The sequence below is a fragment of the Schumannella soli genome (genome assembly GCF_006517435.1).
Taxonomy (GTDB): Bacteria; Actinomycetota; Actinomycetes; order Actinomycetales; family Microbacteriaceae; genus Schumannella; species Schumannella soli.
In genome coordinates this window covers 723,720-748,714 of sequence record NZ_VHQG01000001.1, presented here as the reverse complement: position 1 = coordinate 748,714, position 24,995 = coordinate 723,720, and the positions used below count along the sequence as shown (strand labels likewise).

The 24,995-nt window shown below is 70.0% G+C and carries 25 protein-coding genes and 1 tRNA gene; 16 read left to right on the top strand and 10 right to left on the bottom strand.

Annotation, left to right across the window (positions count from 1 at the left end):
- The 4 genes from FJ657_RS03400 to FJ657_RS03385 form a co-directional block, all read right to left on the bottom strand.
- Nucleotides 1-1,088, bottom strand: a 1,088-nt coding sequence (locus FJ657_RS03400) for a DUF222 domain-containing protein (RefSeq protein ID WP_141162711.1), incomplete at its 3' end; no start/stop codon positions are given.
- 134 nt (nucleotides 1,089-1,222) lie between these two features.
- Nucleotides 1,223-2,293, bottom strand: a complete 1,071-nt coding sequence (locus FJ657_RS03395) for an endonuclease NucS domain-containing protein (protein WP_255447111.1) — start codon at nucleotides 2,291-2,293, stop codon at nucleotides 1,223-1,225.
- Nucleotides 2,294-2,313: 20 nt separating this feature from the next.
- Nucleotides 2,314-3,432, bottom strand: a complete 1,119-nt coding sequence (locus FJ657_RS03390; RefSeq protein WP_141162240.1) for a restriction endonuclease subunit S — start codon at nucleotides 3,430-3,432, stop codon at nucleotides 2,314-2,316.
- Nucleotides 3,429-4,889: a type I restriction-modification system subunit M gene (locus FJ657_RS03385; protein WP_141162239.1), complete on the bottom strand. Its 1,461-nt coding sequence runs from the start codon at nucleotides 4,887-4,889 to the stop codon at nucleotides 3,429-3,431. The genes FJ657_RS03390 and FJ657_RS03385 overlap by 4 nt, the downstream gene beginning before the upstream one ends.
- Before the next feature lie 286 nt (nucleotides 4,890-5,175).
- Between FJ657_RS03385 and FJ657_RS03380 the strand changes: the two genes are divergently transcribed.
- The gene (locus FJ657_RS03380; protein WP_141162238.1) at nucleotides 5,176-6,396 is read left to right on the top strand and encodes a hypothetical protein; all 1,221 of its coding nucleotides are present in this window, start codon (nucleotides 5,176-5,178) and stop codon (nucleotides 6,394-6,396) included.
- A gap of 77 nt (nucleotides 6,397-6,473) precedes the next feature.
- Here the strand turns inward: FJ657_RS03380 and FJ657_RS03375 are convergent, their stop codons facing one another.
- Nucleotides 6,474-6,755 (bottom strand): DUF1905 domain-containing protein, encoded by a 282-nt coding sequence (locus FJ657_RS03375; protein WP_141162237.1) that lies wholly within the window; start codon nucleotides 6,753-6,755, stop codon nucleotides 6,474-6,476.
- 181 nt (nucleotides 6,756-6,936) lie between these two features.
- On the opposite strand from FJ657_RS03375, the gene FJ657_RS03370 reads away from it, so the two are divergent.
- Together FJ657_RS03370 and FJ657_RS03365 are read left to right on the top strand one after the other, a co-directional pair.
- A complete protein-coding gene (locus FJ657_RS03370; protein WP_141162236.1) occupies nucleotides 6,937-7,662 on the top strand; it encodes a hypothetical protein in 726 nt (241 codons plus the stop codon).
- Nucleotides 7,659-8,186, top strand: a complete 528-nt coding sequence (locus FJ657_RS03365; protein WP_141162235.1) for an RNA polymerase sigma factor — start codon at nucleotides 7,659-7,661, stop codon at nucleotides 8,184-8,186. Before FJ657_RS03370 ends, FJ657_RS03365 begins: the two co-directional genes overlap by 4 nt.
- 54 nt (nucleotides 8,187-8,240) lie before the next feature.
- Here FJ657_RS03365 and FJ657_RS03360 read toward each other — a convergent pair whose 3' ends face one another.
- Nucleotides 8,241-8,936 carry an ABC transporter ATP-binding protein gene (locus tag FJ657_RS03360; RefSeq protein WP_141162234.1) on the bottom strand — a complete coding sequence of 232 codons (696 nt, stop codon included), beginning with the start codon at nucleotides 8,934-8,936 and terminating at the stop codon, nucleotides 8,241-8,243.
- Nucleotides 8,933-10,015 (bottom strand): FtsX-like permease family protein, encoded by a 1,083-nt coding sequence (locus tag FJ657_RS03355; RefSeq protein ID WP_141162233.1) that lies wholly within the window; start codon nucleotides 10,013-10,015, stop codon nucleotides 8,933-8,935. Before FJ657_RS03355 ends, FJ657_RS03360 begins: the two co-directional genes overlap by 4 nt.
- A gap of 146 nt (nucleotides 10,016-10,161) precedes the next feature.
- On the opposite strand from FJ657_RS03355, the gene FJ657_RS03350 reads away from it, so the two are divergent.
- Nucleotides 10,162-11,328 (top strand): sensor histidine kinase, encoded by a 1,167-nt coding sequence (locus FJ657_RS03350; RefSeq protein ID WP_141162232.1) that lies wholly within the window; start codon nucleotides 10,162-10,164, stop codon nucleotides 11,326-11,328.
- The gene (locus FJ657_RS03345) at nucleotides 11,325-11,954 is read left to right on the top strand and encodes a response regulator (RefSeq protein WP_141162231.1); all 630 of its coding nucleotides are present in this window, start codon (nucleotides 11,325-11,327) and stop codon (nucleotides 11,952-11,954) included. Before FJ657_RS03350 ends, FJ657_RS03345 begins: the two co-directional genes overlap by 4 nt.
- 85 nt (nucleotides 11,955-12,039) lie before the next feature.
- Here FJ657_RS03345 and FJ657_RS03340 read toward each other — a convergent pair.
- Both FJ657_RS03340 and FJ657_RS03335 read right to left on the bottom strand, forming a co-directional pair.
- Nucleotides 12,040-12,113, bottom strand: a tRNA-Gly gene (locus FJ657_RS03340).
- A 119-nt stretch (nucleotides 12,114-12,232) separates the two neighbouring features.
- Nucleotides 12,233-12,523 carry a DUF4287 domain-containing protein gene (locus FJ657_RS03335; RefSeq protein WP_141162230.1) on the bottom strand — a complete coding sequence of 97 codons (291 nt, stop codon included), beginning with the start codon at nucleotides 12,521-12,523 and terminating at the stop codon, nucleotides 12,233-12,235.
- Between the two features lie 34 nt (nucleotides 12,524-12,557).
- On the opposite strand from FJ657_RS03335, the gene dcd reads away from it, so the two are divergent.
- Both dcd and FJ657_RS03325 read left to right on the top strand, forming a co-directional pair.
- The gene (dcd, locus tag FJ657_RS03330; protein WP_141162229.1) at nucleotides 12,558-13,163 is read left to right on the top strand and encodes a dCTP deaminase; all 606 of its coding nucleotides are present in this window, start codon (nucleotides 12,558-12,560) and stop codon (nucleotides 13,161-13,163) included.
- Between the two features lie 283 nt (nucleotides 13,164-13,446).
- On the top strand, nucleotides 13,447-14,472 hold the full coding sequence (locus tag FJ657_RS03325) for a serine/threonine-protein kinase (RefSeq protein WP_181408849.1): 1,026 nt from the start codon (nucleotides 13,447-13,449) through the stop codon (nucleotides 14,470-14,472).
- A gap of 3 nt (nucleotides 14,473-14,475) precedes the next feature.
- On the opposite strand, the gene idi is transcribed toward FJ657_RS03325, so the two are convergent.
- Nucleotides 14,476-15,150 carry an isopentenyl-diphosphate Delta-isomerase gene (idi, locus tag FJ657_RS03320; protein WP_141162227.1) on the bottom strand — a complete coding sequence of 225 codons (675 nt, stop codon included), beginning with the start codon at nucleotides 15,148-15,150 and terminating at the stop codon, nucleotides 14,476-14,478.
- 21 nt (nucleotides 15,151-15,171) lie between these two features.
- On the opposite strand from idi, the gene FJ657_RS03315 reads away from it, so the two are divergent.
- The 9 genes from FJ657_RS03315 to FJ657_RS03275 all read left to right on the top strand — a co-directional run bounded on the left by FJ657_RS03315 (nucleotide 15,172) and on the right by FJ657_RS03275 (nucleotide 24,992).
- Nucleotides 15,172-16,245, top strand: coding sequence for a polyprenyl synthetase family protein (locus tag FJ657_RS03315; protein WP_255447110.1), 1,074 nt, complete (start codon nucleotides 15,172-15,174; stop codon nucleotides 16,243-16,245).
- A gap of 127 nt (nucleotides 16,246-16,372) precedes the next feature.
- Nucleotides 16,373-17,308: a phytoene/squalene synthase family protein gene (locus FJ657_RS03310; protein WP_255447109.1), complete on the top strand. Its 936-nt coding sequence runs from the start codon at nucleotides 16,373-16,375 to the stop codon at nucleotides 17,306-17,308.
- Nucleotides 17,305-18,903, top strand: a complete 1,599-nt coding sequence (gene crtI / locus FJ657_RS03305) for a phytoene desaturase family protein (protein ID WP_141162225.1) — start codon at nucleotides 17,305-17,307, stop codon at nucleotides 18,901-18,903. The genes FJ657_RS03310 and crtI overlap by 4 nt, the downstream gene beginning before the upstream one ends.
- The gene (locus tag FJ657_RS03300; RefSeq protein WP_141162224.1) at nucleotides 18,900-19,289 is read left to right on the top strand and encodes a lycopene cyclase domain-containing protein; all 390 of its coding nucleotides are present in this window, start codon (nucleotides 18,900-18,902) and stop codon (nucleotides 19,287-19,289) included. The genes crtI and FJ657_RS03300 overlap by 4 nt, the downstream gene beginning before the upstream one ends.
- Nucleotides 19,286-19,627 (top strand): lycopene cyclase domain-containing protein, encoded by a 342-nt coding sequence (locus tag FJ657_RS03295; protein WP_141162223.1) that lies wholly within the window; start codon nucleotides 19,286-19,288, stop codon nucleotides 19,625-19,627. Before FJ657_RS03300 ends, FJ657_RS03295 begins: the two co-directional genes overlap by 4 nt.
- Complete coding sequence (locus FJ657_RS03290) at nucleotides 19,624-20,607, top strand: prenyltransferase (RefSeq protein ID WP_255447106.1); 984 nt, start codon at nucleotides 19,624-19,626, stop codon at nucleotides 20,605-20,607. Before FJ657_RS03295 ends, FJ657_RS03290 begins: the two co-directional genes overlap by 4 nt.
- A gap of 141 nt (nucleotides 20,608-20,748) precedes the next feature.
- Nucleotides 20,749-21,930 (top strand): LacI family DNA-binding transcriptional regulator, encoded by a 1,182-nt coding sequence (locus FJ657_RS03285; protein ID WP_141162222.1) that lies wholly within the window; start codon nucleotides 20,749-20,751, stop codon nucleotides 21,928-21,930.
- Between the two features lie 279 nt (nucleotides 21,931-22,209).
- Complete coding sequence (locus FJ657_RS03280) at nucleotides 22,210-23,997, top strand: ABC transporter substrate-binding protein (protein ID WP_141162221.1); 1,788 nt, start codon at nucleotides 22,210-22,212, stop codon at nucleotides 23,995-23,997.
- A 14-nt stretch (nucleotides 23,998-24,011) separates the two neighbouring features.
- Nucleotides 24,012-24,992, top strand: a complete 981-nt coding sequence (locus tag FJ657_RS03275) for an ABC transporter permease (RefSeq protein ID WP_141162220.1) — start codon at nucleotides 24,012-24,014, stop codon at nucleotides 24,990-24,992.
- Nucleotides 24,993-24,995: the final 3 nt, after the last annotated feature.

The following is a 24,995-nucleotide window of genomic DNA, read 5'->3' as shown; positions in this document are numbered from 1 at the left end:
TGCTGGTCGCGGGCGCGCAGGTGCCGGCGTTGCGCCCAGGCAGGTCGGTAGCTGTCGACGGCGATCACGGTGCCGGAGGCGGGGTCGGTGAGCATGCGGGTGAGGGTGGGCGCGTTCGTCGCGAGCTTCCGCGCGGTGTCCGCGTCGATCGGCGAGCGACCGATGAGGTCGGAGGGCGAGTCGTCGTATCCGACGAGCGCCAGCGCCGGGACCACGACCTGGACCTGCGCGCGGATCGCGCCGAGCGTGCCTTCAGCATCCCCGTGTCGGGTGGGGTCGAGGGCGGGCGTTCCGGCGAGGAGGAGGTCGGCGAACACGTCAGCACGGATCTGATCGATCCCGCGCCGGTCGGGCTCGATCAGTGACGAGCCGACACCCGTCTCGCTGTCGTCGTCATCGCTCGTTCGCGTGTCGCGCGCGTCTTTCACAACCTGTCCCATGCGGGTGAGGCGGTCGAGGATCGCGTCGCCGATCACCATCGGGACGGTCGCGACGACATCGCACATCCCGTCCTGTCCCGGGTACACGCGCACGGACCGTGACCGGACGGCCTCGGCGTGACGCTCGGTGAGGCTGCGCTGCGCGAGCTGCTCGGCATAGATCTCCAGCCCCGCGCGCACCCGGTTCGGGGTGTCGTACAGGCTGCGGTCGATGGCCTCGGCCTCGAACTCCTCGCGCCGCTCGACCGGAACGGCACGCCCGGTGGCGACGATGACGTTCATGTGCCCGCGGCTGATGCGCCCGGCCTCCCAGGCATCCACGGCGTTCGGGTAGAGCTCGACCATCTCCCGGGCATCGCCGATGCGCGCCTGCACGGTGCGATCCGAGAGTCGCAGCACCCCGCCGAGCTCCGCCGCGACCGCCCGCAGCGCCATGTCGTGCGCCTTCACGCTCCCCGGAGAGCCGGCGGAGTCGCGCTCGGCGAGACGACCGGCGTCGGCGAGCATCCGCACCTCGGCGACCTGCGCCGCGCACGCCCGCGCCGACACGGTCTCGGCGCGCGCGACGAGACGCTCGAGCGTGACTTCGTGGTCGGCGTCTTCGCCGTCACGGTCACCGCCTCGGGGTGTCGTCGCGAGCTTCTCCATACCTGCACGATGACAGCCACCACCGACATTCGCAGGTACGCGATCGGAGATCAGAAACCCTGATCAGGCGGGATCTCACTGCATGAGCCACCGACATCGGCGGCCCCACTCGACGGGGTTGGGTGGCGGCTCGATCAGCTCTCGTCGTCGATGCCGAAGTGGGCGGCGAGCCGCTCCAGCGTGAACTCCTGGCGCAGCTTGCACGCGACGTTCATGTTCGAGAAGAGACCGGTCTCCCAGTACGCGTCGGGCAGCGGTGCGGACGCGATCCACTCCACCGGGAGGATCCACTCGGCGAGGTCGTCGCTGTCGTCGCCGGCATTCACCCCGCCGTGCACGTACGACCCGGCGAGTTCGCGTTCGGCGAGCGGGGTCCACTCTCCGTCGACCTTGACGGAAGCCTGGTCGAATCGCGTGGCCGGTGCGATCACTCGCCCGACGCCGACGTAGCCGGCGCGTGGGATGTGCACCCAGACGCGCGCGCCGACGGGGATCGTGCGCAGGATCTGGCTGTACACGGCACCGCCACCAGCGGAGACGAAGCCGTTGTCGCGCGCTTCGTCCCACGAGCGTCCGGAGCCGAAGGCCACGTACCAGTCGACGCCGTTCCATCCGGCGCGCTTGCTCTTCGTGACGGATGACGACGCTGCGGCTGAGCCCTCGTCCGACGCCACCAGCCACGAGCGCGCCAGATATCGCCGCCCGTCGTCTTCGAGGTACGAGAAGAACACCGCGTTGATCGGAACCCCGAAGCCGCGCAGGTAGGTGACGATGCGCTCCGAGCTCGCGTCGAGCGATGAGGCGACGACGGTGAGCTGCAGCTCTCCGTTGATCTCGTCGGGAGGGGATGCGCCGAACACGTTCTCGAAGGCGACCTCGAGAGGTTGGCCGAGTTCCTTCTCGGCGATATCGAGGATCTCGGGGCGCGACAGCGTCGACACCCACGAGCCGTAGTCGAGCAGCTGTGCGACGACCTCGCGCGGAGTCTTGTCTCGCTTCAGCTCGAGCACGTGCAGGTTGCCGTCGGCATCGATCGCGAGCAGGTCGAGCCTCTTGCCGAACGGGGTGATCACCTCGTTGCCGATGATCAGCAGGCGCTCGCCGAGCAGCGTCGGATCCCGCCGCAGGAACTCCTGCAGCTCCCGCTCGCTCGGCATCGCCGCCGGCGCCAGCGGACGCGGATCGTCCCCGTCGATCCGCCACATGCGCATCTCCACCGGCATCGCTACAGCTCTCCCCGGAACGCCCGCGCCTGCAGCGACGCGAACAGCTCGTCGAGATGCAGCGAATGGGATGTGGCTCGCGCCCGCTCCGCGCGAATGGATGCGACACGCTGCGCGTACGCACGCTGGTCTCTGATCGATGCGAAGGGGATCGGAAGCTCCCGAACGATGCCCTGACTGAGGTTCGGCTGGGCTCCGCCGGCTGCCCTCGAAACAAGTGTCGCCGTCTGCGATCGAAGTGCTCCGACGAGGAAGGCCGCGTCGAGTTCTTCGCCGGGAGTGATCGCGCATACAGCCTGATTGGTTGTGGCCTCGATGCCGAGTTCGCCGACTACGCCCGCCGTCGCTCCGTACATCGCGAGGAGGACCGTGCCTGGCGGCAGTAGTTTTGCCGAGCTGCTCGCGAGTCCCTGCTGAGTCAGTGTCTCCTCGGTTGAGGTGATTACTCCGGAGTGGAGCTCGCCCGATTTGACCCAGGGTATGGTGCCGCCGTAGTTGCCTTCGACGTCCCGTCGGGGGGTGCCTCCGCTCGTAGTCGTCGCCAGTTCCGACAGCGGGCGGCGCGGGGCTGTAGCGAACATCGACGTGAACATGGCGGCCTGGAGTTGGCTCAAGCCTTCGTTGGCTTGTCGCCGCTTCGCGCGGAGCGCGTCGGCGTAGTCGAGGATCGCGGCTATCCGCCGCTGCTCGTCGATCGACGGAAGCTGGAGCGAAAATCCGAGAAAGGTCTCCTCGCTGACACGTTGCCGGTTCGTGGCACCGAAGCTGGCTGCCTGAACTTGACGTTGCAGTGAGCCAGCGCGCATGAAGTGGAGTAGGTACTCGGGCAGGGCTCGGTCTGTGCGAACGTCGAAGACCGGGAAGTCCTTCGAGACGACAGCGCCGTCGAGCTCCGACGGCACGAGCGCGTAGGCGCCGTTGCGAGCGTCGATACGCGAATAGATGAACTGTCCAGCTCGAACTCGATAGCCGGTGAAGGGAACCGGGGTCTTGCCCGACCCGATCCTCCGTTCGACCGCTCCTCCCCCGTTCATCCGCACGGTGACGAAACGTTCGTCGCTTGGGTGAGAGATCCGCTCCGGCCTGCCCGCGAACTTGAGGGCATCGCCCAGAGTGCTCACGCCAGCATCCCCTTCAGCTCCGCGAGCCCAACCGCGATCTCCGCATCCAGCTTCTCGATGTCGGCGATGATGTCGAGCGGGGCGCGGTGCTCGACCTCATCGTGCACGACCTCCTTGTAGCGGTTGAGCGAGAGGTCGTAGCCCTGGGCGACGATGTCGGCCTTCGGCACGAGGAACGACTGCTCGGTGCGAGCCCGCGCGCGCTCGTCGGCGCCGTCACGCTCCTGCCAGCGTGCGAGCACATCATCCAGGTCGTTCGCGTCGATCGGGTTGCGCTTGTCGTCGAGCGAGAAACCGTCGGCGCGCACGTCGTAGAACCACACGTCGTCGGTTCCACCCGAGTCGGTCTTCGTGAAGAACAGGATCGCGGTCGAGACACCGGCGTACGGGCGGAAGACGCCCGACGGCAGCTTCACCACCGCATCCAGCTTCTGGTCCTCGACGAGCATGCGTCGCAGCGTCTTGTGCGCGGTGCTCGACCCGAAGAGCACGCCGTCGGGCACGATGACGGCGGCGCGTCCGCCGGGCTTCAGCAGCTTGAGGAACAGCGTCAGGAACAGCAGCTCGGTCTTCTTCGTCTTGACCGTGCGCTGCAGATCCTTCGCGGTCGACTCGTAGTCGAGCGACCCCGCGAACGGCGGATTCGCCAGGATCAGCGAGTACTTCCCGGCGTCGCTCGCCGCGCCCTCCGACAGCGAATCGCGGTACCGGATATCGGGCGCCTCGACGCCGTGCATGAGCATGTTCATGCTCCCGATGCGCAGCATCACCGAGTCGAAGTCGTAGCCGTGGAACATCGATCGATGGAAGTGGTCGCGCTGCTCCGCATCGAGCAGCGCATCGGGATGGGTCGCGCGCACGTACTCGCTCGCCGCCACCAGGAAGCCGGCGGTGCCGCTCGCCGGGTCGCAGATCTCATCGTCAGGCTTCGGCGCCGTCATCCGCACCATCAGCTCGATGATGTGCCGCGGCGTGCGGAACTGCCCGTTCACCCCCGCCGACGCCAGCTTCGACAGCAGGTACTCGTACAGGTCTCCATTCGTGTCGCGATCCACCATCGGGATGTCGTCGAGCATGTCGACCACCTTCGACAGCAGCGCCGGCGTCGGGATGGTGAAGCGCGCGTCCTTCATGTGATCGCTGTAGGTGCTGCCGTCGCCGAGACCGCGCAGGAACGGGAACACCTCATCCCCGACCGTGCGGTGCATCACCTCGGGCGCGGTGTTCTTGAACTCGCTCCAGCGCAGGTGGTCCTGGCCGCGCAGGAAGACCCGGTTCTCGACCTCGCCGCCGACGCGTCGGGCCTTCCTCTCGGCAAGGGTCTGGATGTCATCCAGTCGCCGGATGAAAAGCAGGTAGGTGATCTGCTCGATCACCTCCAGCGGGTTGCTGATGCCGCCCGACCAGAAGGCGTCCCAGACGCGGTCGATCCTGCTCTTCAGCTCGCCGGTGATCACCTGGCCGAGCCTAGTTCTGCCGCCGCGAGGGTGCGTACGAGTGCCGTGTCGCGCCCGACGCGCTCTCCCCGTTCGGGAGGATCGACGGATGTCGGAGCCATGAGCGAGGATCGCTCCGGTGCCGATCGATGCCGGTCGGCGCCGGTCGGCAACGCCAACAGGCTGCGCACGACGCAGGACGAGAAGGGGAACAGCGAGTGAGTGAAATCGAGACCGCACCGGGCTCGCCAGGAGAAGCCTCGACCGGCGCTGCCCTGACCGTCGTCGGCAGTGACCACGGCATCCTGTGCTCGGATCGACCGATATCGTCGCCGAGATCGAGGCCCGACTGAAGCTCGCCCCGAAGCGGCTCAGCCCGCGAGCGCTCGGCCGCGCCGGGCAGGCGCTCGGCATCGCCGCGACCGTGCAGGAGAGCAGCGGTCGGTGGGTCAAGCTCACGAAGGAATCAGCTCAGCTGCTCAAAGACCTCGGGATCAGCAACCCGACCTCCGGGGTTGCGCGCGGCGACGGCGGGCGCATCCTCAAGCACCTCGTGTTCGAGCCCACGACTCTGCTCTCGCCGACCGTGCTGACCTCACTGGCGGCCGTCGCCACGCAGGCGTCGCTCGAGGCCTCGCTCGACGAGATCAAGGAGTACCTGGAGGAGATCGACCAGAAGCTCGACCAGCTGCTGCAGCAGCGCAAGATCCAGGCGCTCGGGCAGCTCGGCGGCGTGACGCTCGCGATCCAGGAGGCCGACGCCATCCACGCCGCCACCGGCACAGTCTCTGCGGTCACCTGGTCGAAGGTGCAGGCGAACTCGCTTGCGCTGCAGACGATGCAGGCCGAGTCGATCGCCCAGCTGCACGCCATCGCCGATCGGGTGCAGTCGGTCGCCGGCGACACCGACGAGAGCGCACGGATGCTCGAGAAAGTTGAGGACGACGTGACCTTCTGGCTCGGGGTGCTCGCTCGCACCCTCGCGCTGCAGGACCGCCAGTACGTGCTCGAGCTCGCCCGCGTCGCCGACTCTGCCGGTGAAGACCTCGAGTCGCACCGACAGGGGATCACGATCGCGCGCACGGAGCGGGGCGAGCGCATCGCCCGCAGCCTCGGAGCCATCAACGGCTCAGTTCGCGCGGGCTCTGACCTCTCGAACTTCGCCAGGGTCGCGAACCCGTTCAGCTCGCGGACGGTGACTCAGCGCGCGAACGCCGTGAACCGCAGCGTCGAGGACTTCGCCGAGCACAGCGGCCTCGAACTCGTCGCGGTCGAGGCGATCCGGGAGATGCGGTGGGGCGGCGCCGTCAAGGCGCTGGTCGGCGACGCGGTCACGCAGGTGGGCTCGGCCGGCGCCGAGGTCGCCGATCGGGCGAAGACCTTCGGCGGTGCGATCCAGGAGCGCAGCGACGACACGATCCTCGCGCTGGCAGAGCGGGTGTCGGCTCGGCGTGAAGCTGCGGAGCCGTCGGGATCCTCGGACGAAGTCACCACTGCTGGATCGGATGACTCCACGCCGAAGGGATGAGCGGTCGAGCTGGTGCGTCCCGGCTCCGGCCGCGCCAGGAACTCAGCCGCTGAATCGCGACGGCGCTACCTGTTCCCTCAGCTGCGCCGCTGCGTCAGGTGGACCTCGACCTCATCCCCGTCGGTCTTCCCGATGCGGCGGCGGATCGCGGCGGTGATCGGCAGCTTGTGGGTGCCGTCGCCGAGCGCCATGAATGAGCCGTCGAAAGGTTCGCCGTCGACGGTGCCCGAGACCTTGACCAGCCCGCGGGTGCCGAAGATCGCCGCCGAGTCGGGCAGCTGCACGCAGGTCCAGGTGTCGCCCTCGCGCACGCGACCGAGCGCGGCGGTGAAGGTGATGTCGAGCGGTCCGGCGGTCATGGTCGTCTCCTTCGACGCCCGGCAGGCCTGCGGTCGCGGGAACGCCGGGATGCTCAGATCATGCGCGCTCGACGCGGCGCTGTCGACCCGGGGTGAGGGCTCGATCCGTGTCGAGAACGATCGGTGATGTCGTGTCACGTTCCCGTGACGTGCGGACACGAACATGGTGAAGGGGGACACCATGATCGATGACGACCGACTGGATGCGCGGCTCGCGCGCACCCGCCGTGAGATCGCCGCATCCGACGACCTGGTCACGGATATCGCGGCCGCGTCGGCGCGACGACGCTCCGCGACCCGTCGCCGTCGCCTCACCTGGGGCGGAGGGATCACTGCGCTCGCGCTGCTGCTCGGCGGAGTGACGGCGCCGGCGGCGGCGGACGCCATCCGGCACTTCCTCGCGCAGACAGGACAGGTCTGCGGTGGTGGGGAGTGCGGGCCGTCGAGCGAGGTGATCGACCTCAGCGCGCCCGACGTGAGCGAGTACGCCGCATCGCTCTACCCCGACTACGTGCCCGTGCCTCCGGGGACGACTCGCGACGAGATCATCCGCGAGGTCAGCTCACAGTACGACGAACCGGTTCAGGGCGTCACGACCGAGTCCGACTTCGTCGGGGTGTACGAGATCGCCGGCTACTGCGGCTGGGTCGGCGAGTGGATCACCGCCGATGAGAAGCACGACGCGAAGCGGCGCGCTGCGGCGACGAAGGTCATCGTCGACTCCCTGCAGTGGCCGAATATCAATGGGGGCGATGCGGGCGAGATCAACGCGCTGGTCGCGAAGGCGGCGCAGTCGGGTGATGACGAGGGGCTCCGCTTCGCGGCACAGACCTACGCCTGCCCGATCTCCCGCGACTGGACCGAGCTCTACGGCGACTGGCTGCCGAAGCAGGGGTACGGCGGATGACCGGCGACCCCACCGTGACGCCCGAGCGGGCCGCCGTCGCCGCCGTCGATCCCGATGCGCTCGCCCGCGAGCTCATCCCCGAGCTGCTGAGCTACTTCGTGCGCCGCCTCGACGACCCCGAGGATGCGGCCGATGCGGTCTCCGAGACCCTGGTCGTGATCTGGCGACGGCGGCGCCACCTGCCGAACGAGCCCGACGCCGCCCGTGCCTGGTCGTACGGGGTCGCCCGCAAGGTGCTCGCCAACGCGCGCCGGGGCCGACTGCGACGGGATGCGGCATCCGAGCGGCTGCGCGAGCGGCTCGCTGAGGAGATCGTCGACGTCGCCCCCGACCTCGACCTCCGTCGAGCGCTCGAGTCGCTCTCGCTCGCCGACCGTGATCTCGTGCTGCTCGTCGCCTGGGAGGGCTTCGGCGTCGCCGAGGCGGGCGCGACCCTCGGACTGAGACCCGATGCGGCACGTGCCCGCTACTCCCGGGCTCGGGCGCGACTGCGTGACGTGCTCGACCCGGAGACGGTTCGGTGAACACGTGGGCCTCCGCCACCGCCCCACGGGGTCTCGTCACATCGCCCGGTCGGATCAGGCTTCGACCCGATGGGCAGCTGTGCTCGCTCGACCGTCGACCACGGTGATGAGCTCGTCGAGGGCGTCGCGATGCACGAGATCGTGGGTGATCAGCAGCGTCGCGGTCTGCCGTTCGCGCGTCAGACGCGCGAGGAGATCCATGATCTCGCCCCCGCGTTCCTGATCGAGGGCGCTCGTGGGTTCGTCGACGAGCAGGACCCCGGGGTCGTTGACGAGCGCCCGGGCGATCGCGACCCGCTGGCGCTGGCCGCCGGAGAGCTGTGCCGGGCGTTTGTCGCGATGGCCGCTGAGGCCGACGGCGTCGAGCAGGTCGTCGGCGCGCAGACGCACGGCCGCGCGACTGCGGCGGCTGCGGCCGCCGAGTTCGGCCATCACGAGCAGCTGCTCGCGGGCGGTCAGCGAGGGCAGCAGATTGGACTGCTGGAACACGATCCCGATCGAGTCCCGACGCAGTGCGGTGGCGTCATCGCGGCTCAGCGCGGCTGCGTCGGTGTCGCCGATCCAGACGCGGCCGGAGTCGGGCCGGATCAGGGTCGCGGCGACGGCGAGGATGGACGACTTCCCCGAGCCCGACGGACCCGTGATACCGGTCACCACCCCGTTGGGAGCGGTCAGGCTGACGTGGTCGACGGCCGTGATCCGCGCATCGCCGTCGGGGAAGGTCAGGGTGATGTCGTCGAGGGTGATCATCGGTTGCTCCCGAGTGCGGTGAGGGGATCGGCATGGGTGACGGTGCGCAGAGCGATGGCGGCCCCGGCGAGCCCGAGGGCCGCCATGATCGCGGCCGGGAGCAGCGTCGTGAGCGGGCTCAGCAGGAACGGGAGCACCCCTCCGGCGAGACTTCCGAGCACCGCGACGATGGTGATCCCGACGCCGATGCCGGCGAGCAGCACGACGAGAGCCTGGCCGAGCGCATCGCGCACGAGAGACCCGGTGGAGGCTCCGAGAGCCTTCAGCACAGCGATGTCGCCCGCCCGCTGCATGGTCCAGACAGTGAAGAAGGCGCCGACGACCAGTGCCGAGACGCCGAACAGCATCGCGATCATGAGGCCGAGCGAGCCGATCTCGGAGGTGAAGGTCTCCAAAGCCGTCACGCTGGTCAGCACGGGCATGGCGGTGGTGTCGGTCGACGCGGCGACCGCATCCCAATCCGGTGCTCCCGCGACCGCTAACACAGTGGGATCGCCGTCGCCGCCGAGACGGCGATCGACTCCCGCCCACGCGTCGGGTGAGAGCGCGATGACCGGGGTATGGCTGTACCAGGCGTCCCCTCCGATCCGCCCCACCCGGTAGTCGGAACCGGCGATGGAGATGCGATCGCCGACCTGGGCGCCCAGGTCGGCGGCGGCGCCGGCTGACAGGCCGACCGAGTCATCGTCGGTCGGCGTGAGATCGGCGACGATCGAGGCGGGCGCACCCGCGGGGAGGCCGAAGACCGCCACACCGACCGCGGAGGCCGCGCCGTGAATGCTGGCACGGCCCTGCACGATGCCGACCGGCGTGACGTCGTCGACACCGGGCGCTGCACGCCATGAGGTGCGCGTCGCACTGTCGATCACCGACTCCGAGAAGGAGGGCTTGCCGGTCGCCGGCTTCTGCAGCACCAGCCGGTCGCCGGGGAGCCCGAGCACGCCGGAGATGTTCTGCGACGCGAGTCCGCCCGTCAATCCGGCGAGGAAGCCGACGAGGAGGGTGATGAGCGCCACGACGGAGCCGATGAGCACGAAGCGTCCGCGGGCGAATCGGAGGTCGCGCCAGGCGACGAACATGATCGTCCTTCCGGGTCGGGCGTCTCCCGACCGTCGAGACGAGCCTCGCCGTCATCGTGGGACGCCTCATCGCCGATGAGGATGCTTCCCCGATCCAACTTCCGGTTGATCCCGCCCGCGGGGCGAGAACCTACGATGCAAGTGCCATGGCCCACAGCCCTCTCACGCCCGTCTTCGTCGGGCTCCGCTCCGGACTCCACGTCCTGTCAGCGGCACTGCTCGTGCTCGTGGTCGTGCGGGTCGTGGTCGTGCGGGCCGACACCCTCTGGCTGTCGCTGGGATGCGCCGTGCTCTTCGCCGCGCTGTACATCGCCGGTGCCGGGGTGGCGCGGGTCGCGGCGCCTTCGCGCGTCGTCGCCGGTGCCGCGTGGCTCGCGGCGCTGACGTCCGTCTGGGCGGGGCTGCTCGTTCTGGTGCCCGAAGCCGCGTACCTGGTGTTCCCGCTGTTCTTCCTCTACCTGCACGTCCTGCCGCGCGCGGTCGGTCCCGCGGTCGTGCTGTTCACGACCGGGCTCGCGATCGTCGCGCTGGGGCTGCATTCCGGGTTCACGGTCGGCGGCGTGGTCGGACCTCTGATCGGCGCCGGGGTGGCTCTGCTCATCGGGCTCGGGTACCGCGCTCTCGCCAGGGAGGCCGCCGAGCGGGAGGCGCTGGTGGCCGAGCTGATCGCCACGCGCGACCGCCTGGTCGCCAGCGAGCGGGAACAGGGGATGCTGGCCGAGCGATCGCGTCTGGCTCGCGACATCCACGACACCGTGGCGCAGTCGCTGTCGAGCATCCAGATGCTCCTGCACGCCGCGGAGGCCGCCGCGCCCGACCGTCCGGGAGCCGAGCACCTCTCCCTGGCGCGCCAGACGGCGGCCGACGCCCTCGCTGACACACGCCGCTTCATCCGCGAACTGTCGCCGCCGGCTCTCGACCAGGGCCTGACCTCGGCTCTGCTCCGTGTCGCCGAGCAGTGGCAGCGCGACGGTCTGCGAGTGGTCGTGGAGGCTCCCCCGCAGTTGGATCTGCCGATGGATACGCAGACGGCGCTGCTCAGGATCACGCAGGGTGCGCTCGCCAACGTCGCCCAGCATGCGAGAGCCGACGAGGCGCACGTCGAGCTCACCGTCGAGGGCGACCGCGTGCGCCTCCGCGTCGCCGACGACGGTGTCGGGTTCGACACGGCCGATGTGCCCCGCAACGGCACGGATTCGTTCGGCCTGCGCGCGATCCGTGAGCGGGTCGAGCAACTCGACGGCACGCTCGTCGTCGAATCCTCCCCCGGTCGTGGAACCCGTCTCATCGTCGGGATGGGAGTGACCCGATGATCCGGGTGCTCATCGCCGACGACCACCCCGTCGTGCGTGCCGGCCTCCGCGCACTGCTGTCGGGCGCGGAGGGGATCGAGGTCGTCGGCGAGGCCGCGACCCCGGCCGAGGCCGTGCAGAGGGCCGCCGAACTAGCACCGGAGCTCGTGCTCATGGATCTGCAGTTCGGCGCCGACGAGAGCGGAGCGGATGCGACGCGCCGCATCCGCTCCGTCGACGCGCCTCCGTACGTCCTGGTGCTCACGAACTACGACACGGACGGCGACATCCTCAGCGCTGTCGAAGCCGGAGCGAGCGGCTACCTTCTCAAGGACTCCCCGCCGGACGAGCTGATCGCCGCCGTCCGCGCCGCTTCGGCCGGGGAGAGCGCGCTCGCCCCGTCGGTCGCCGCCCGCCTCATGCAGCGGATGCGCGCCCCGCACGTGAGCCTGTCAGCGCGCGAGATCGACGTGCTGCGTCGGGTGGCGGACGGCGCCTCCAACGGCGCGATCGCCGCGTCGCTGCACATCACCGAGGCGACGGTGAAGTCGCACCTCGTGCACATCTTCTCCAAGCTGGGCGTGGCCTCGCGCACGGCGGCCGTGTCGGCCGCCGGCGATGCCGGCATCCTCCGCCGACGTCGCTGAGCCGCAGATCCGCCGCTCGATCTGATGGGGCGTCCCTGGTCGGGACTGACAGCCCGGCCGTCGGGTGGACGTCGTTCGAGACGCGTGGAGCGGATGACGGGAATCGAACCCGCGCTATCAGCTTGGGAAGCTGAAGTTCTGCCATTGAACTACATCCGCGTGACGGCCCTCGGGCCGATCCCGTAGAGCCTACAACGGCATCCGTGGATGACCGATCCGGGCCCGGATGCGCGGCTCCGGGGCTGCGCGGCGAGACCGCGCAGCGGCGCGCGGCCCCCCTACGAAGCCGGCTTCGTCGCCACCCCGTCGAGCCAGAGCGTGTCGCTCTCGTCCGAATGAGTGCCGCCCGAGTCGACGTGCTTGGTCGAGATCTTCGGCCCCTTCGTGATCACGTGCACCAGCGCCATCCCGTGACCGCGGCCGAGCTCGTAGTCGTCCTTCAGCCACGTCAGGATCTCGCCGGCCTTCGTGCCCGGACCGAACCCCTTCGAAGAGGCCTCGGCGATGAACTCGCGCGGGGTCTTGCCGGTCTTCTGCTCGATGTTGTCGAGGTACGCCTGGAACGACATGGTCGAAGAATAGGGCCGCACTAGGCTCGGGGCCATGCTTCTCAGCGACCGGGACATCAAGGCCGAGATCTCGGCCGGCCGCATCGGACTCGAGCCGCTCGATCTGAGCATGGTGCAGCCGTCGAGCGTGGATGTGCGCATCGACCGCTTCTTCCGCCTGTTCGACAACCACAAGTACCCCTTCATCGACCCGGCCGAGGATCAGCCCGAGCTGACCCGCCTGATCGAGACGAAGGCCGACGAGCCGTTCATCCTGCACCCGGGCGAGTTCGTGCTCGGCTCGACCTTCGAGCTCGTGACGCTGCCGGATGACGTCGCCGCGCGCCTCGAGGGCAAGAGCTCCCTCGGCCGCCTCGGACTGCTCACCCACTCCACGGCCGGCTTCGTCGACCCCGGCTTCTCGGGCCACGTCACGCTCGAGCTGAGCAACATGGCGACGCTGCCGATCAAGCTCTGGCCGGGGATGAAGATCGGGCAGCTCTGCTTCTTCCGCACGAGCTCGGCGGTCGAGAACCCCTACGGCTCCGGCGCCTACGGCAACCGCTACCAGGGCCAGCGCGGGCCGACCGCCTCGCGCTCGTTCCAGAATTTCCACCGCATCGACGTGCGCATCACGGATGCGGGTGCTGCCGGCGAATAAGCCTGCGGATCCGCGCGCCGAATGACGACGTCGCCGCGGTTCCCGTCGACCACCGAGCGATCTGCGCGCGCACGCGCCCGCGCGTGCCTGATAGCCAGCACTGAGAGACGAGTCAAGCGTGCGCCCCGCGCTCACCGGTGACTTATCCTGGGCGCGACGGCGTTATCGGTATGCCAACTCGACGGTCATGGGGGATCGGACGAGGGGTGGCGCTGGCAGCATCCGCGATCTGCGAGTTCTGCATGCGCGCTCGTGCGAGCGACGAATCCAGGGGGCCGACGCCATGACCACCACCGACTACGCGACTCCGCCGCCGGCGCGCTCGGGCGCGGTCGGAGGCCGCTATCAGCTGCTCGAGGCGATCGGATCCGGCGGCGCTGCGAGCGTCTATCGCGCTCGCGACACCGTGCTCGGCCGCGACGTGGCCGTGAAGGTCTTCCGCGCCGAGTCGATGGTCGCCGACGAGCTGGTGCGGCAGGAGCGCGAGATCCGCATGCTCAGCGGCCTGCAGCATCCCGGACTCATCGCCGTCTACGACGCCGGCCGCCAGAACTTCGACGGCTCGATCCGCCGCTTCGTCGTCATGGAGCTCGTCGCGCACGCCTCGCTCGATAAGGAGCTCGAGCGCGGCAAGATGGCGCCGCACGACGTCGCCGGACTCGGCGCCCAGATCGCCGAGGCGCTCGCCTACGTGCACGAGCAGGGCGTCGTGCATCGCGACGTGAAGCCGGCGAATATCCTCATCGGCGATGGTGGCTCGGCGGGCTTCCGCCGCCGCGCGAAGCTCGGTGACTTCGGCATCGCGCACTACCTCGGCGGCCACCGCATGACGAGCGACGGCACGATCCTCGGCACCGCCGCCTATCTCAGCCCCGAGCAGGTCACCGGCGGCGAGGTCACGCCGGCGAGCGACGTCTACTCGCTCGGACTCGTGCTGCTCGAAGCCCTGAGCGGCGTGCAGGAGTTCGAGGGCACCGTGCTCGAGGCGGCGATCGCGCGCACCAACCGCGATGCGCGCATCCCCGATGACCTGGCCGAGGAGTGGCAGCTGCTGCTCGGCGCGATGACCTCGCGGGATGCCATGGAGCGGCCGAGCGCGGCCGAGGTCGCCGCGATCCTGCACGGGCAGCCCGAGCCCGAGTTCACCGGAACCGGACGCCGCGCCAAGGGATCGCGCCTGCACCGGCGCAACGCGTTCCATGGGCTGCGCAGCCGCCGCCGCCGCAATGCGGGACTCGGGGTCGCGCTCGCCGGCATCGTCGCGGTGTCGTTCTTCCTCGGCCTCTGGCTCGGCGCGGCGCTGTTCTGAGCGTCAGGCTCTCGCGGGGAACGCCGGCCACTCGGCCAGCTGCAGCGCGATCCACGGGCTGAACGCGAAGGGCGTCGCCTCGACGGCGGTGCGCAGCGCCCCCGGCTCGACCCAGGCCCACTCGACGACCTCGTCGGCCGCCGGCCGCGGGTCGCCTTCGGCGCGCGCCACGTAGACGGGGCAGATCTCGTTCTCGTAGACGCCGAGCGCGTCGCGGGCGCGGTAGCGGAAGTCGGGCAGCACGAGCTCGGGCTCGCTGATCGCCATGCCCAGCTCGCGCTCGGCGCGGCGGCGCACAGCGCTCGGGCCGGATTCCCCCGGTGCCGGGTGGCCGCAGAAGGCGTTGGTCCAGACCCCGGCGAAGGTGCGCTTCGACAAGGCGCGGCGTGTGATCAGCACGCGGCCCGCGGCATCCAGCACGTGGCAGGAGAAGGCGAGATGCAGCGGCGTCGCTGCGTCGTGCACGAGCGCCTTGTCAGCGGTGCCGATCGGTGTGCCGTCGTCGGCCAGAAGCACGACCAGCTCGGGATCGGCGGGGTCGCCTCCGGCGAGCGGCACCGGGCGGCCCTGCTCGGGCGCGGTCGCGTGCGACTCCAGTTCGGGATCGGTCGCCGACTCGGACTCGATCGGCGGCTCCGTCGTCTGCGGTTCCGCTGAATGCGCCGGAGAATGAGTCATGCCGCGGGATACCCTGCCTCGATGATGGACGGACCCGACCGCCTGTTGACCGCGACGAAGCGGCGTGAGCTGGTCGACGCCGTTCTCGGGCGCTTCTTCAGCCTAGCTCGCACTCGTGCGGCCGCTCTGGGCCCGGACTACGTCGAGCTCTGGGAGGCGCTGGAGGCCAACACCGTCGGGGGCAAGCGCTTCCGTCCGCGTCTCGTCTTCTCCGCCTACACGGCGCTGGGTGGATGCGACGACGAGGCCGCCGCGAACGTCGGCGCCGCCTTCGAGCTGCTGCACACCGCGCTGATCGTGCACGACGACGTGATCGATCGGGACTTCGTGCGCCGTGGCTCCCCCAACATCTCGGGCACCTACCGCGACCGCGCGGTGCGCCGCGGCGCGTCGGGCGCCGACGCCGAGCACCAGGGCATCAGCGCCGCGGTGATCGCCGGCGACCTCGCCCTGTTCAACGCCTACCGGCTCATCGACCGCAGCGGCGTCGCCGACGACGTGCGCTCCGCCCTGCTCGACCTGCTCGACGAGGCCATGTTCGCGAGCGCCGCGGGCGAGCTCATCGACGTCGATCTCGCGGGCGCGCCCGAGGTGCCGAAGGTCGACGACATCCTCTGGATGGAGCGGCTCAAGACCGCCGTGTACTCCTTCGAGGGCCCTCTGCAGGCCGGCGCCGTACTGGCCGGAGCCGCGCCGACCGTCGTCGCCGCCCTGGGCGAGTTCGGCCGCGAGATGGGCATCGCGTACCAGATCGTCGACGACGTGCTCGGCGTGTTCGGCGCCGAGGAGGAGACCGGCAAGACCACGATCGGCGACCTGCGCGAGGGCAAGCGGACCGTGCTGATCGCCTACGCCGACTCGACGCCGCAGTGGGGCGCCGTGGCTCACCTGTTCGGCGATCCGGAACTGTGCGAAGAGGATGCGGGCCGCCTGCGCGGCGCCCTCATCGACGGCGGCGCCCGCGAGTTCGCCGAGGGGCTCGCCCGCTACTACGCGAACCGCGCGCTCGCCCGCCTGGCCGAGCCGCACATCCCGACGGCTCTGCGTGCGGAGCTGCACCCGATCGCCGATGCCGTGCTGAGCCGGGTCCGATGAGCGCGGGACCACGGACCGGGGCTCGCGGCTCCGGGGCTCATGCCCGTGCCGTCATGGAGTTCGGTGCGGTGCTGGCCGCGGGCGCTGTGGGTCGCGCTCACGGCCGGGCCACGGGAGGATGGACGCGATGAGTCGCCTCAGCCTCTACGACCGGGTCGCCGACGAGACGTCGAGCGTCGTCATCCGGCGGTACTCGACCTCGTTCGGGCTCGCGTCGCGACTGCTCGCGCCCGGCGTGCGGCAGCACGTCGAGAACATCTACGCGCTCGTGCGCGTCGCCGACGAGATCGTGGATGGCGGGGCCGCCGAGGCCGGACTCGCGCCGTCGGCCGCGGGACGCGTGCTCGATGAGCTCGAAGCCGAGACGGATCGCGCCGTCGCCGAGGGATACAGCGCCAACCCGATCGTGCACGCCTTCGCGCGCAGCGCTCGGCACAGCGGATTCGGCCCGGAGCTGACGGCGCCGTTCTTCGCCTCGATGCGCACCGACCTCGACCGCAGCAGCTACGACGAGGCCGGCTTCGACGCCTACGTCTACGGTTCGGCCGAGGTCGTCGGGCTCATGTGCCTGCGGGCCTTCGTGCGCGACGAGCACGGCACGACCCCGGCGGCCGACGTGCTCTACGAGCAGCTGGTGCCCGGCGCGCGGGCGCTCGGCTCGGCGTTCCAGAAGGTCAACTTCCTGCGCGACCTCGCCGCCGACTTCCGCGAGCTCGGCCGCAGCTACTTCCCCGGCGTCAGCGTCACCTCCTTCACCGAGGCCGACAAGGTGCGCCTCGTCGACGACATCGACCGCGAGCTCGCGATCGCGGCCGCGGCGATCCCCGAGATCCCGAGCGGGTCGCGCCGCGCCGTCGCGCTCGCGCACGGACTCTTCGCCGAGCTGTCGACGCGCATCCGTGCGACGCCAGCCTCGGTGCTGATCGACACGCGCGTGCGGGTGCCGAACCCGATGAAGGCGAAGCTCGCGGCGCTCGCGGTCGCCGGCCGCTTGCCGGCGAATGCGGGCGGAACCGGGCCGGATGCGGCACCGACTCCGCCGGAATCAGAGGTGCGCGCATGAGCCGCATCGTCGTCATCGGGGGCGGAATCGCCGGGCTCGCCGGTGCCGCCCTGCTCGCGCGCGACGGGCACGAGGTCGAGCTCGTGGAAGCACGCCCCGAGGTCGGCGGCCGCGTCGGCAGCTGGGACGCCGACGGCTTCCGCTTCGACACCGGGCCCTCCTGGTACCTCATGCCCGAGGTCTTCGATCACTTCTTCCGCCTGCTCGGCACGACGACCGACGAGCAGCTGCGGCTCGTGCAGCTCGACCCCGGCTATCGGGTCTACGCCGAGGGCAACCCCATCCCGCTCGACATCGCCGCCGACGTCGAGGAGACCCTCGCGCGGGCCGAGCGCATCGAGCCCGGATCCGCGAAGCGCCTGCGCCGCTACCTCGCCCGCGCCGGCGAGACCTACGACATGGCGCTGCGGCGGTTCCTCTACACGACCTTCCGGTCGCTCCCCCGCGTCTTCGGGCCGGAGGTCGTGCGCCGCACGCCGCGCCTCATCCGCCTGCTGCTCGAACCGCTCGGATCGCTCGCCCGGCGCACGGTGAAGGACCTGCGGCTGCGTCAGGTGCTCGGCTACCCTGCCGTGTTCCTCGGCTCGGCGCCCGACCTCGCGCCGAGCATGTACTCGCTCATGAGCCACCTCGACCTCGTCGACGGCGTCCGGTATCCGATGGGCGGGTTCCGGGGCATCATCGACCGCATCGAGGCACTCGCACTCGCCGAGGGCGTGACCGTGCGCACCGGGTCGCCGGTGGCGCGCATCCTCACCTCCGGCGGCAGCGCGGTCGGCGTCGAGCTGGCCGACGGATCGACGCTGTCAGCGGATGTCGTCGTCAGCGCCGCGGATCTGCACCACACCGAGACGCGGCTGCTCGCCGAGAGCGAGCGCAGCTACCCGGAGTCGTGGTGGCAGCAGAAGGTCGCCGGGCCGAGCGCGCTGCTCGTGCTGCTCGGCGTGCGCGGCGAGATCCCCCAGCTCGAGCACCACACTCTGCTCTTCGCGCAGGCCTGGGAGGAGAACTTCGCCGCGATCTTCGGCGATGCGCCGAAGGTGCCGGATGTGCCCTCGCTCTACATCTGCAAGCCGAGCGGCATCGATCCTTCGGTCGCGCCGAACGGGCACGAGAACCTCTTCGTGCTCGTGCCGCTGCCGGCCGACCCGCTGCTCGGCGCGGGCGGCGTCGACGGCGACGGGGATGCGCGCATCGAGGCGCTCGCCGACCGGGTGATCCGGCAGATCGCCGACTGGGCCGACATCCCCGACCTCGCATCGCGCATCGTGGTGCGGCGCACGATCGGCCCGGCCGACTTCGTCGCCGATCTCAACTCCTGGCGCGGCACGGCGCTCGGTCCGGCGCACACGCTCAAGCAGAGCGCCTTCTTTCGCGCGGGTAACGCGAGCAAGAAGGTGAAGAACCTGCTCTATGCCGGCGGCTCCACGATCCCGGGCATCGGACTGCCGATGTGCCTGATCAGCGCCGAGTTGCTCGTGAAGCGACTGCGGGGCGACACCTCGACAAGCCCCCTGCCCGAGCCGCTCGCCCCATCGGGTTCTGCAGGATCGCCGCGCGATCCTGCAGAAACCGGCTCCAGGGTCGGCGCGTGAGCATCCTCTACCTCGTCGCGCTGGCGATCTCGCTCACCGGGATGGTCGTGCTCGACCGGCGGTTCCGCCTGTTCTTCTGGCGGGATGCGCGTCGCGCCGCGATCGTGCTGCCCGTCGGCATCCTGCTGTTCCTGGTCTGGGATCTCTTCGGCATCGGGCTCGGGATCTTCTTTCGCGGCGAGACCGTCTTCATGACCGGCCTGCAGCTCGCGCCCGAGCTCCCGGTCGAGGAGCTCTTCTTCCTGACGCTGCTCTGCTACCTCACGATGAACGTCTACGGCGGCGCGAGCGCCCTGCTCGACGCGCGCGGCCGGACACGAGCCGCTTCACATTCCGGTGACGGCATGGATGGCGCGGAGACGCCCGTCGACGGGAGCGCGCGATGACCTACTGGGCGCTCAATGCGTTCTTCCTCGGCGCGATCCTGATCGTCGTCATCGCGGCACTGCTGGCGCGCCGCACCCCGCGGTGGCGTGCGCTGGCGATCACGGCGGTCGTGCTGCTCGTGATGACCGCGCTCTTCGACAACGTCATGATCGCCGTCGGACTGGTGGGCTACGACCCCGCGCGCATCAGCGGCGCGAAGCTCGGCATCGCCCCCCTCGAGGACTTCTCCTACGCGATCGCCGCGGTCGTGCTCCTCCCCGTGCTCTGGCACCTCCTCCCCCGCAGCGCATCCCGCGCGACCCCTCACGAGGGCTCACGTCAGGAGGGGGAGGCGTGATCCGGGCACTGCTGCTGTCGTCGCGGCCGCTGAGCTGGGTCAACACGGCCTATCCCTTCGCGGCGGCCTACATCCTCGCGATCACGGGCGGCGTCGCCGCATCCGGTGGAGCGGGCGCGCCGGGCGGAGGAACGGCGCCCGGCGTGACGGTCGATGCCCTCGGCCCCTTCGTCGAGCCGAGCGTCTGGGATGCCCGCACGATCGCGCTCGCCGTGATCGGCACCCTGTTCTTCCTCGTGCCCTACAACCTCACGATGTACGGCATCAACGACGTCTTCGATTACGAGTCCGACCTGCGCAACCCGCGCAAGGGCGGGGTCGAGGGCGCCCTGCTCGACAAGCGCCTTCATCGCGCGACGATCCTCGCGAGCACCGTTCTGCCCATCCCCTTCGTCGTGGCTCTGCTCGTGATCGGCGGCCTCGACGCGTGGCCGAGCTGGATCGTGCTGGCCGTCAGCCTGTTCGCCGTCGTCGCGTATTCCGCTCCGGGCATGCGCTTCAAGGAGCGCCCGTTCCTCGACTCGATCACCTCGAGCACCCACTTCGTCAGTCCCGCGGTCTACGGCCTCGCGCTCGCCGGCGCGCAGATCGACGGCAAGCTGCTCGCCCTGCTGGCCGCGTTCTTCCTCTGGGGCATGGCGTCGCACGCCTTCGGCGCCGTGCAGGACATCGTGGCCGACCGCGAGGGCGGCATCGGCTCGATCGCGACCGTGATCGGCGCGAAGGCGACCGTGCGACTGGCGTTCGCCGCCTACCTGCTCGGCGGGGCGCTGCTGCTCGCGACCGACTGGCCCGGCCCGCTCGCCGCGATCCTCGTGCTGCCGTACGCCGCGAACGTCGCGCCCTTCTGGAACGTGACCGAGGCGGATGCCGAGACCGCGAACCGCGGCTGGAAGCGCTTCCTCTGGCTCAACTTCGTGACCGGTTTCCTCGTCACGATGCTGCTGATCTGGTTCGCCGCCGTGCGCACGGTGAGCTGACAGCACCGGGCGGTCTTCACCGTCGATGCGCCGCCCGCCGTCCGGCTCGACGCCGGCCACGCGCGCCGAGTCTGAGTGCGCCGCTCCGCGCGGACGGCGTAATGTCCGGTTGCGACACCGAGTCCGACGAGGGGAGACGCGATGCCGAACGGCGAGCTCAACCCGACCGTCTACGACGTCGCCGCCCGGTCGGGCGTCTCGATCGCGACCGTCTCGCGCGTGCTGCGTCGGCCCGACGAGGTGCGCCCCGAGACGGCCGCGAAGGTCATGGATGCGGTGCGCGAGCTCGGCTACGTGCCCAGCGCGTCCGCTCGTGGCCTGGCCGGCCGGCGCACCCAGGTCATCGGCCTGCTGCTGCCGGGCCATCAGGAGGGCGACCCGGTTCCGGATCCCGGCCCCGCCACTCCCCCGCGCATCCGCGACGACCGGGCGAGCGCCGAGCAGGCCGCCGAGGAGTCGGGCACGGGCGGGCCCGTGAACCTCTACTACGACGAGGTCATCCGCGGCGCTGAAGGCGAGGCGTCCGAGCAGGGCTTCGCGCTGCTCATCGCCGCCGGAACCGCCTCGCACCGCGAGCGTCTGGTCGGTGAGATCGCCGGCCGGGTGGATGGGCTCGTCGTGCTGGCCGCGACCCTCGGCGACGAACTGCTCGCCCGCACCTCGACGCGCGTGCCGGTCGTGCTGGTGGCCGACTCCGGCGACGAGCACGACCTCGATCACGTGGTGGTCGACAACGAGCAGGGCATGCGCGCCCTCGTCACCGAGGTGCTGCGGGATGCGGCGGTGCGCGACATCGCGTACATCGCCGGCCCCGAGGACTCCCCCGACGAGCGCGACCGCCGTCGTGGTTTCGACCGCGCGATCGACGACGCCCGCGACGACCGCACCGAGTTCGGCGACGCCGCCGACTCCCCCGCCGTGCGCATCCTGCGCGGCGACTTCTCGGTGGCGTCGGGGCGCCGACTCGCGGATCGGCTGCTCGCCGAGGCCGGTTCGGAGACCGAGAGCGATGCCGGCTCCGGCGTCCGACTGCCCGACGCGATCGTCTGCTCGAACGACCAGAGCGCGCTCGGGGTGCTGCAGTCGCTGACGGCGGCGGGCGTGGATGTGCCGGGTCGCGTGCGGGTGAGCGGCTTCGACGGCGTCGAGGCGGGCCGGTTCTCGACCCCGCGACTCAGCACCGTGCGGCAGCCGATGGCCGATCTGGGGCGCATCGCGGTGCGCACGCTGCTGCGTCGACTCGCCTCCCCCGATGCTCCGCGGCAGCGCGTGGTGCTGCCCGTCGAGGTGCTGCTGCGCGAGAGCGCGCCGCCGCACGTCTGAGCGTTCCGCCGCGTCGCCGACGCCGGCGACCCCGCTTCCGAGCGGTGCGCCCACCGCGCGGAGATCCCCACGATTCCGGCATTCGGGCAGGTTTCCGCACACCCGGCCGGGCGTCGCGACAGACCCTCACAACCTGAACGCGACCTGGCAAGCGAACTTGACACGCCGATGTAAGCGCATACATTGGGTGAGCCGGATGCGCTCTCACCAGCGCGCCCGACGGACCCGATGGCGGGACCCGGTTCACCGAGCCCCGCCCCAGCGAAGAGGCGGAGAGCGATGAGGCCGACGACGACGAGGCGATCAGCGCAGCGCGAGGGCGTCGGCCCCGCGCGTCGAGCAACCGAGGCGACACCCCTCCGCGACGAGCCCCGCCGCAGCAAGCCCAGCGGGCCCCGCACCCGCCGCGCCCGCATCCTCACCGGCGTCGCCGGTCTGGCCGCCGCCGCGCTCGTGCTCACCGGCTGCGCCGTGCAGGTGCGCTCGCAGCCCGACCCGACGATCGGCGCCGACACGATGCTGATCAACGCCGACCACGGCAATCCGCAGTTCGACCGCAACTTCAACCCGTATCTCGCGAATGCGCGCACGGCGTCGAAGTGGATGTACGAGCCGCTCATCCTCACGAACCCGCTCGACGGCGAGCAGACGCCCTGGCTCGCCAGCGCCGTCGACCAGCCCGACCCGAAGACGATCGACTTCACGATCCGCAAGGACGTGACCTGGAGCGACGGCGAGCCCTTCACGGCCGACGACGTGAAGTTCACCTTCGACCTGGCGAAGAAGTTCCCGCCGCTCGACATCAAGGGCATCTGGCAGCACATCGACTCGCTCGAGGTCGAGAAGGGGACGGGAAGCGGCGCCGACGCCGCCGACCACCTGATCGTGCATCTCAAGACCGACGACGTGCCGGCCGTGGGCATCCTCGGCGGCGTCTACATCGTCAGCGAGCACCAGTGGTCGAAGGTCAAGGACCCGACCACGTGGCGCAACCCGAACCCGATCGGCACCGGTCCGTTCACGCTCGGCAACTACTCGCCGCTGCAGTACTCGATGGACAAGAACGAGAACTACTGGCAGGCCGACAAGATCGAGATCGAGCACCTCATCCTGCCCGCCACGAACAGCCAGCTCGACACCGTCGCGCGCGGCTACGACTGGGCGTACAGCTACATCTCCGACGTCAGCGGAACGTGGGGCGCCGCCTCGAAGAGCAACCAGTGGTGGTTCCCGGCGGCCGGCGTCATCGGCCTCACGCCGAACCTGACCAAGGCGCCCTTCAACGACGTGGACGTGCGCCGCGGCATCTCGCTCGCGCTCGACCGCGACAAGATCGCCGACAGTGCGACCGAGGGCAACCTGACCGCGGCGGGTCAGACCGGCCTGATCCTGCCCAACCAGGAGAAGTGGCTGAACCCCGACATCCCTGACGGCGGGCTGATCAAGCAGGACGTGGATGCGGCTCTCGCGAGCTTCGCGAAGGCCGGCTACACCCAGAAAGACGGCAAGCTCGTCGACCAGAGCGGCAAGCAGCTGAGCTTCTCGATCCTCACCGCCAACGGCTACAGCGACTGGCTGCGCGCCGTGCAGGAGGCGCAGCGCAACCTGACCGCGATCGGCATCGACGTGAAGATCACGGCCCCGCAGCCCGCTGGCTACCAGCAGGCGATCGACAACGGCAAGTTCGACATGGCGATGGGCGGCATGGGCAACGGCGACGTCTACCAGGCCTACAACTCGCTGCTGTCGAGCGACTTCTACCAGCCGGTCGGCAAGAGCGCGCAGAACAACCGCGAGCGCTTCAAGGACCCGGCCGTCGACAAGCTGCTCGTCGAGCTGAAGTCGACCATCGACGAGGCCGACCAGAAGCCGATCGTCGACCAGCTGCAGCAGGTCGTCTACGACCATCTGCCCATCATCGGCATGTACTACGGCGGCAGCTGGGGCCTGTTCAGCGACGCGAAGTTCACCGGCTGGCCGACCGAGAAAGACCCGTACATGATCCCGCAGAACTACGACTCCGCCCCGCTCGGCATCTTCGTGCGGCTCAAGCGGGTCGACAAGTGAGGGGGAGGGGAACGATGAAGTACATCCTCCAGAAGCTCGGTCTGTTCGTGCTCACGCTGTGGGCCGCCGTGACCCTGAACTTCATCCTGCCGCGGCTCATGCCGGGCACCCCGGCCGACGCCGCGATCGCGAAGCTGTCGCAGAACGGCCCCGTCACCGAGGCGACCCGCAAGGCGATCGAGGCGCAGCTCGGAATCCCGAAGGGCAACATCTTCGAGCAGTACGTGAGCTACTTGCACCAGGTGGTCACGCTCGACTTCGGCACGAGCTACACCTTCTATCCGCAGTCGGTGTCGCAGCTGGTGAGCGGAGCGCTGCCGTACACGATCATCCTCGTCGGCGTCGTCACGATCCTCGCCTTCGTGATCGGCACGCTCATCGGCGTCGCCGCCGCCTGGAAGCGCGGCACGTGGATGGATGCGCTGCCCACCCTCAGCGGCAGCTTCATGTCGACGTTCCCCTACTTCTGGACGGCGCTGCTGCTGCTGTTCTTCCTCGGCTACGTGCTGCACGTCTTCCCGACGACGGGCGCCTACTCGGCGACCACAACGCCGGCATTCACCGGTGCGTTCGCGGTGGATGCGCTCTACCACGCGATCCTGCCGGCGATCACGATCCTGGTGACGTCGCTGGGCGGCTGGATCCTCGGCATGCGCAACGCGATGATCAACACCCTCGGCGACGACTACGTCACCTTCGCCGAGGCGAACGGCCTGAAGAGCCGCACCGTCGCCATCCGCTACGCCGCCCGCAACGCGATCCTGCCGAACCTGACCGGCTTCGGCCTCGCCCTCGGCGGCGTGGTCGGCGGCTCGGTGCTGGTCGAGCAGGTGTTCGGCTACCCGGGCATCGGCTACCTGCTCTTCAACGCCGTCATCGGGCAGGACTACCCGCTGATGCAGGCGCTGTTCCTCATGATCACCGTCAGCGTGCTGGTCGCGAACTTCCTCGTCGACATCCTTTACGGCGTGCTCGACCCGCGGACCCGGAAGTGAGGG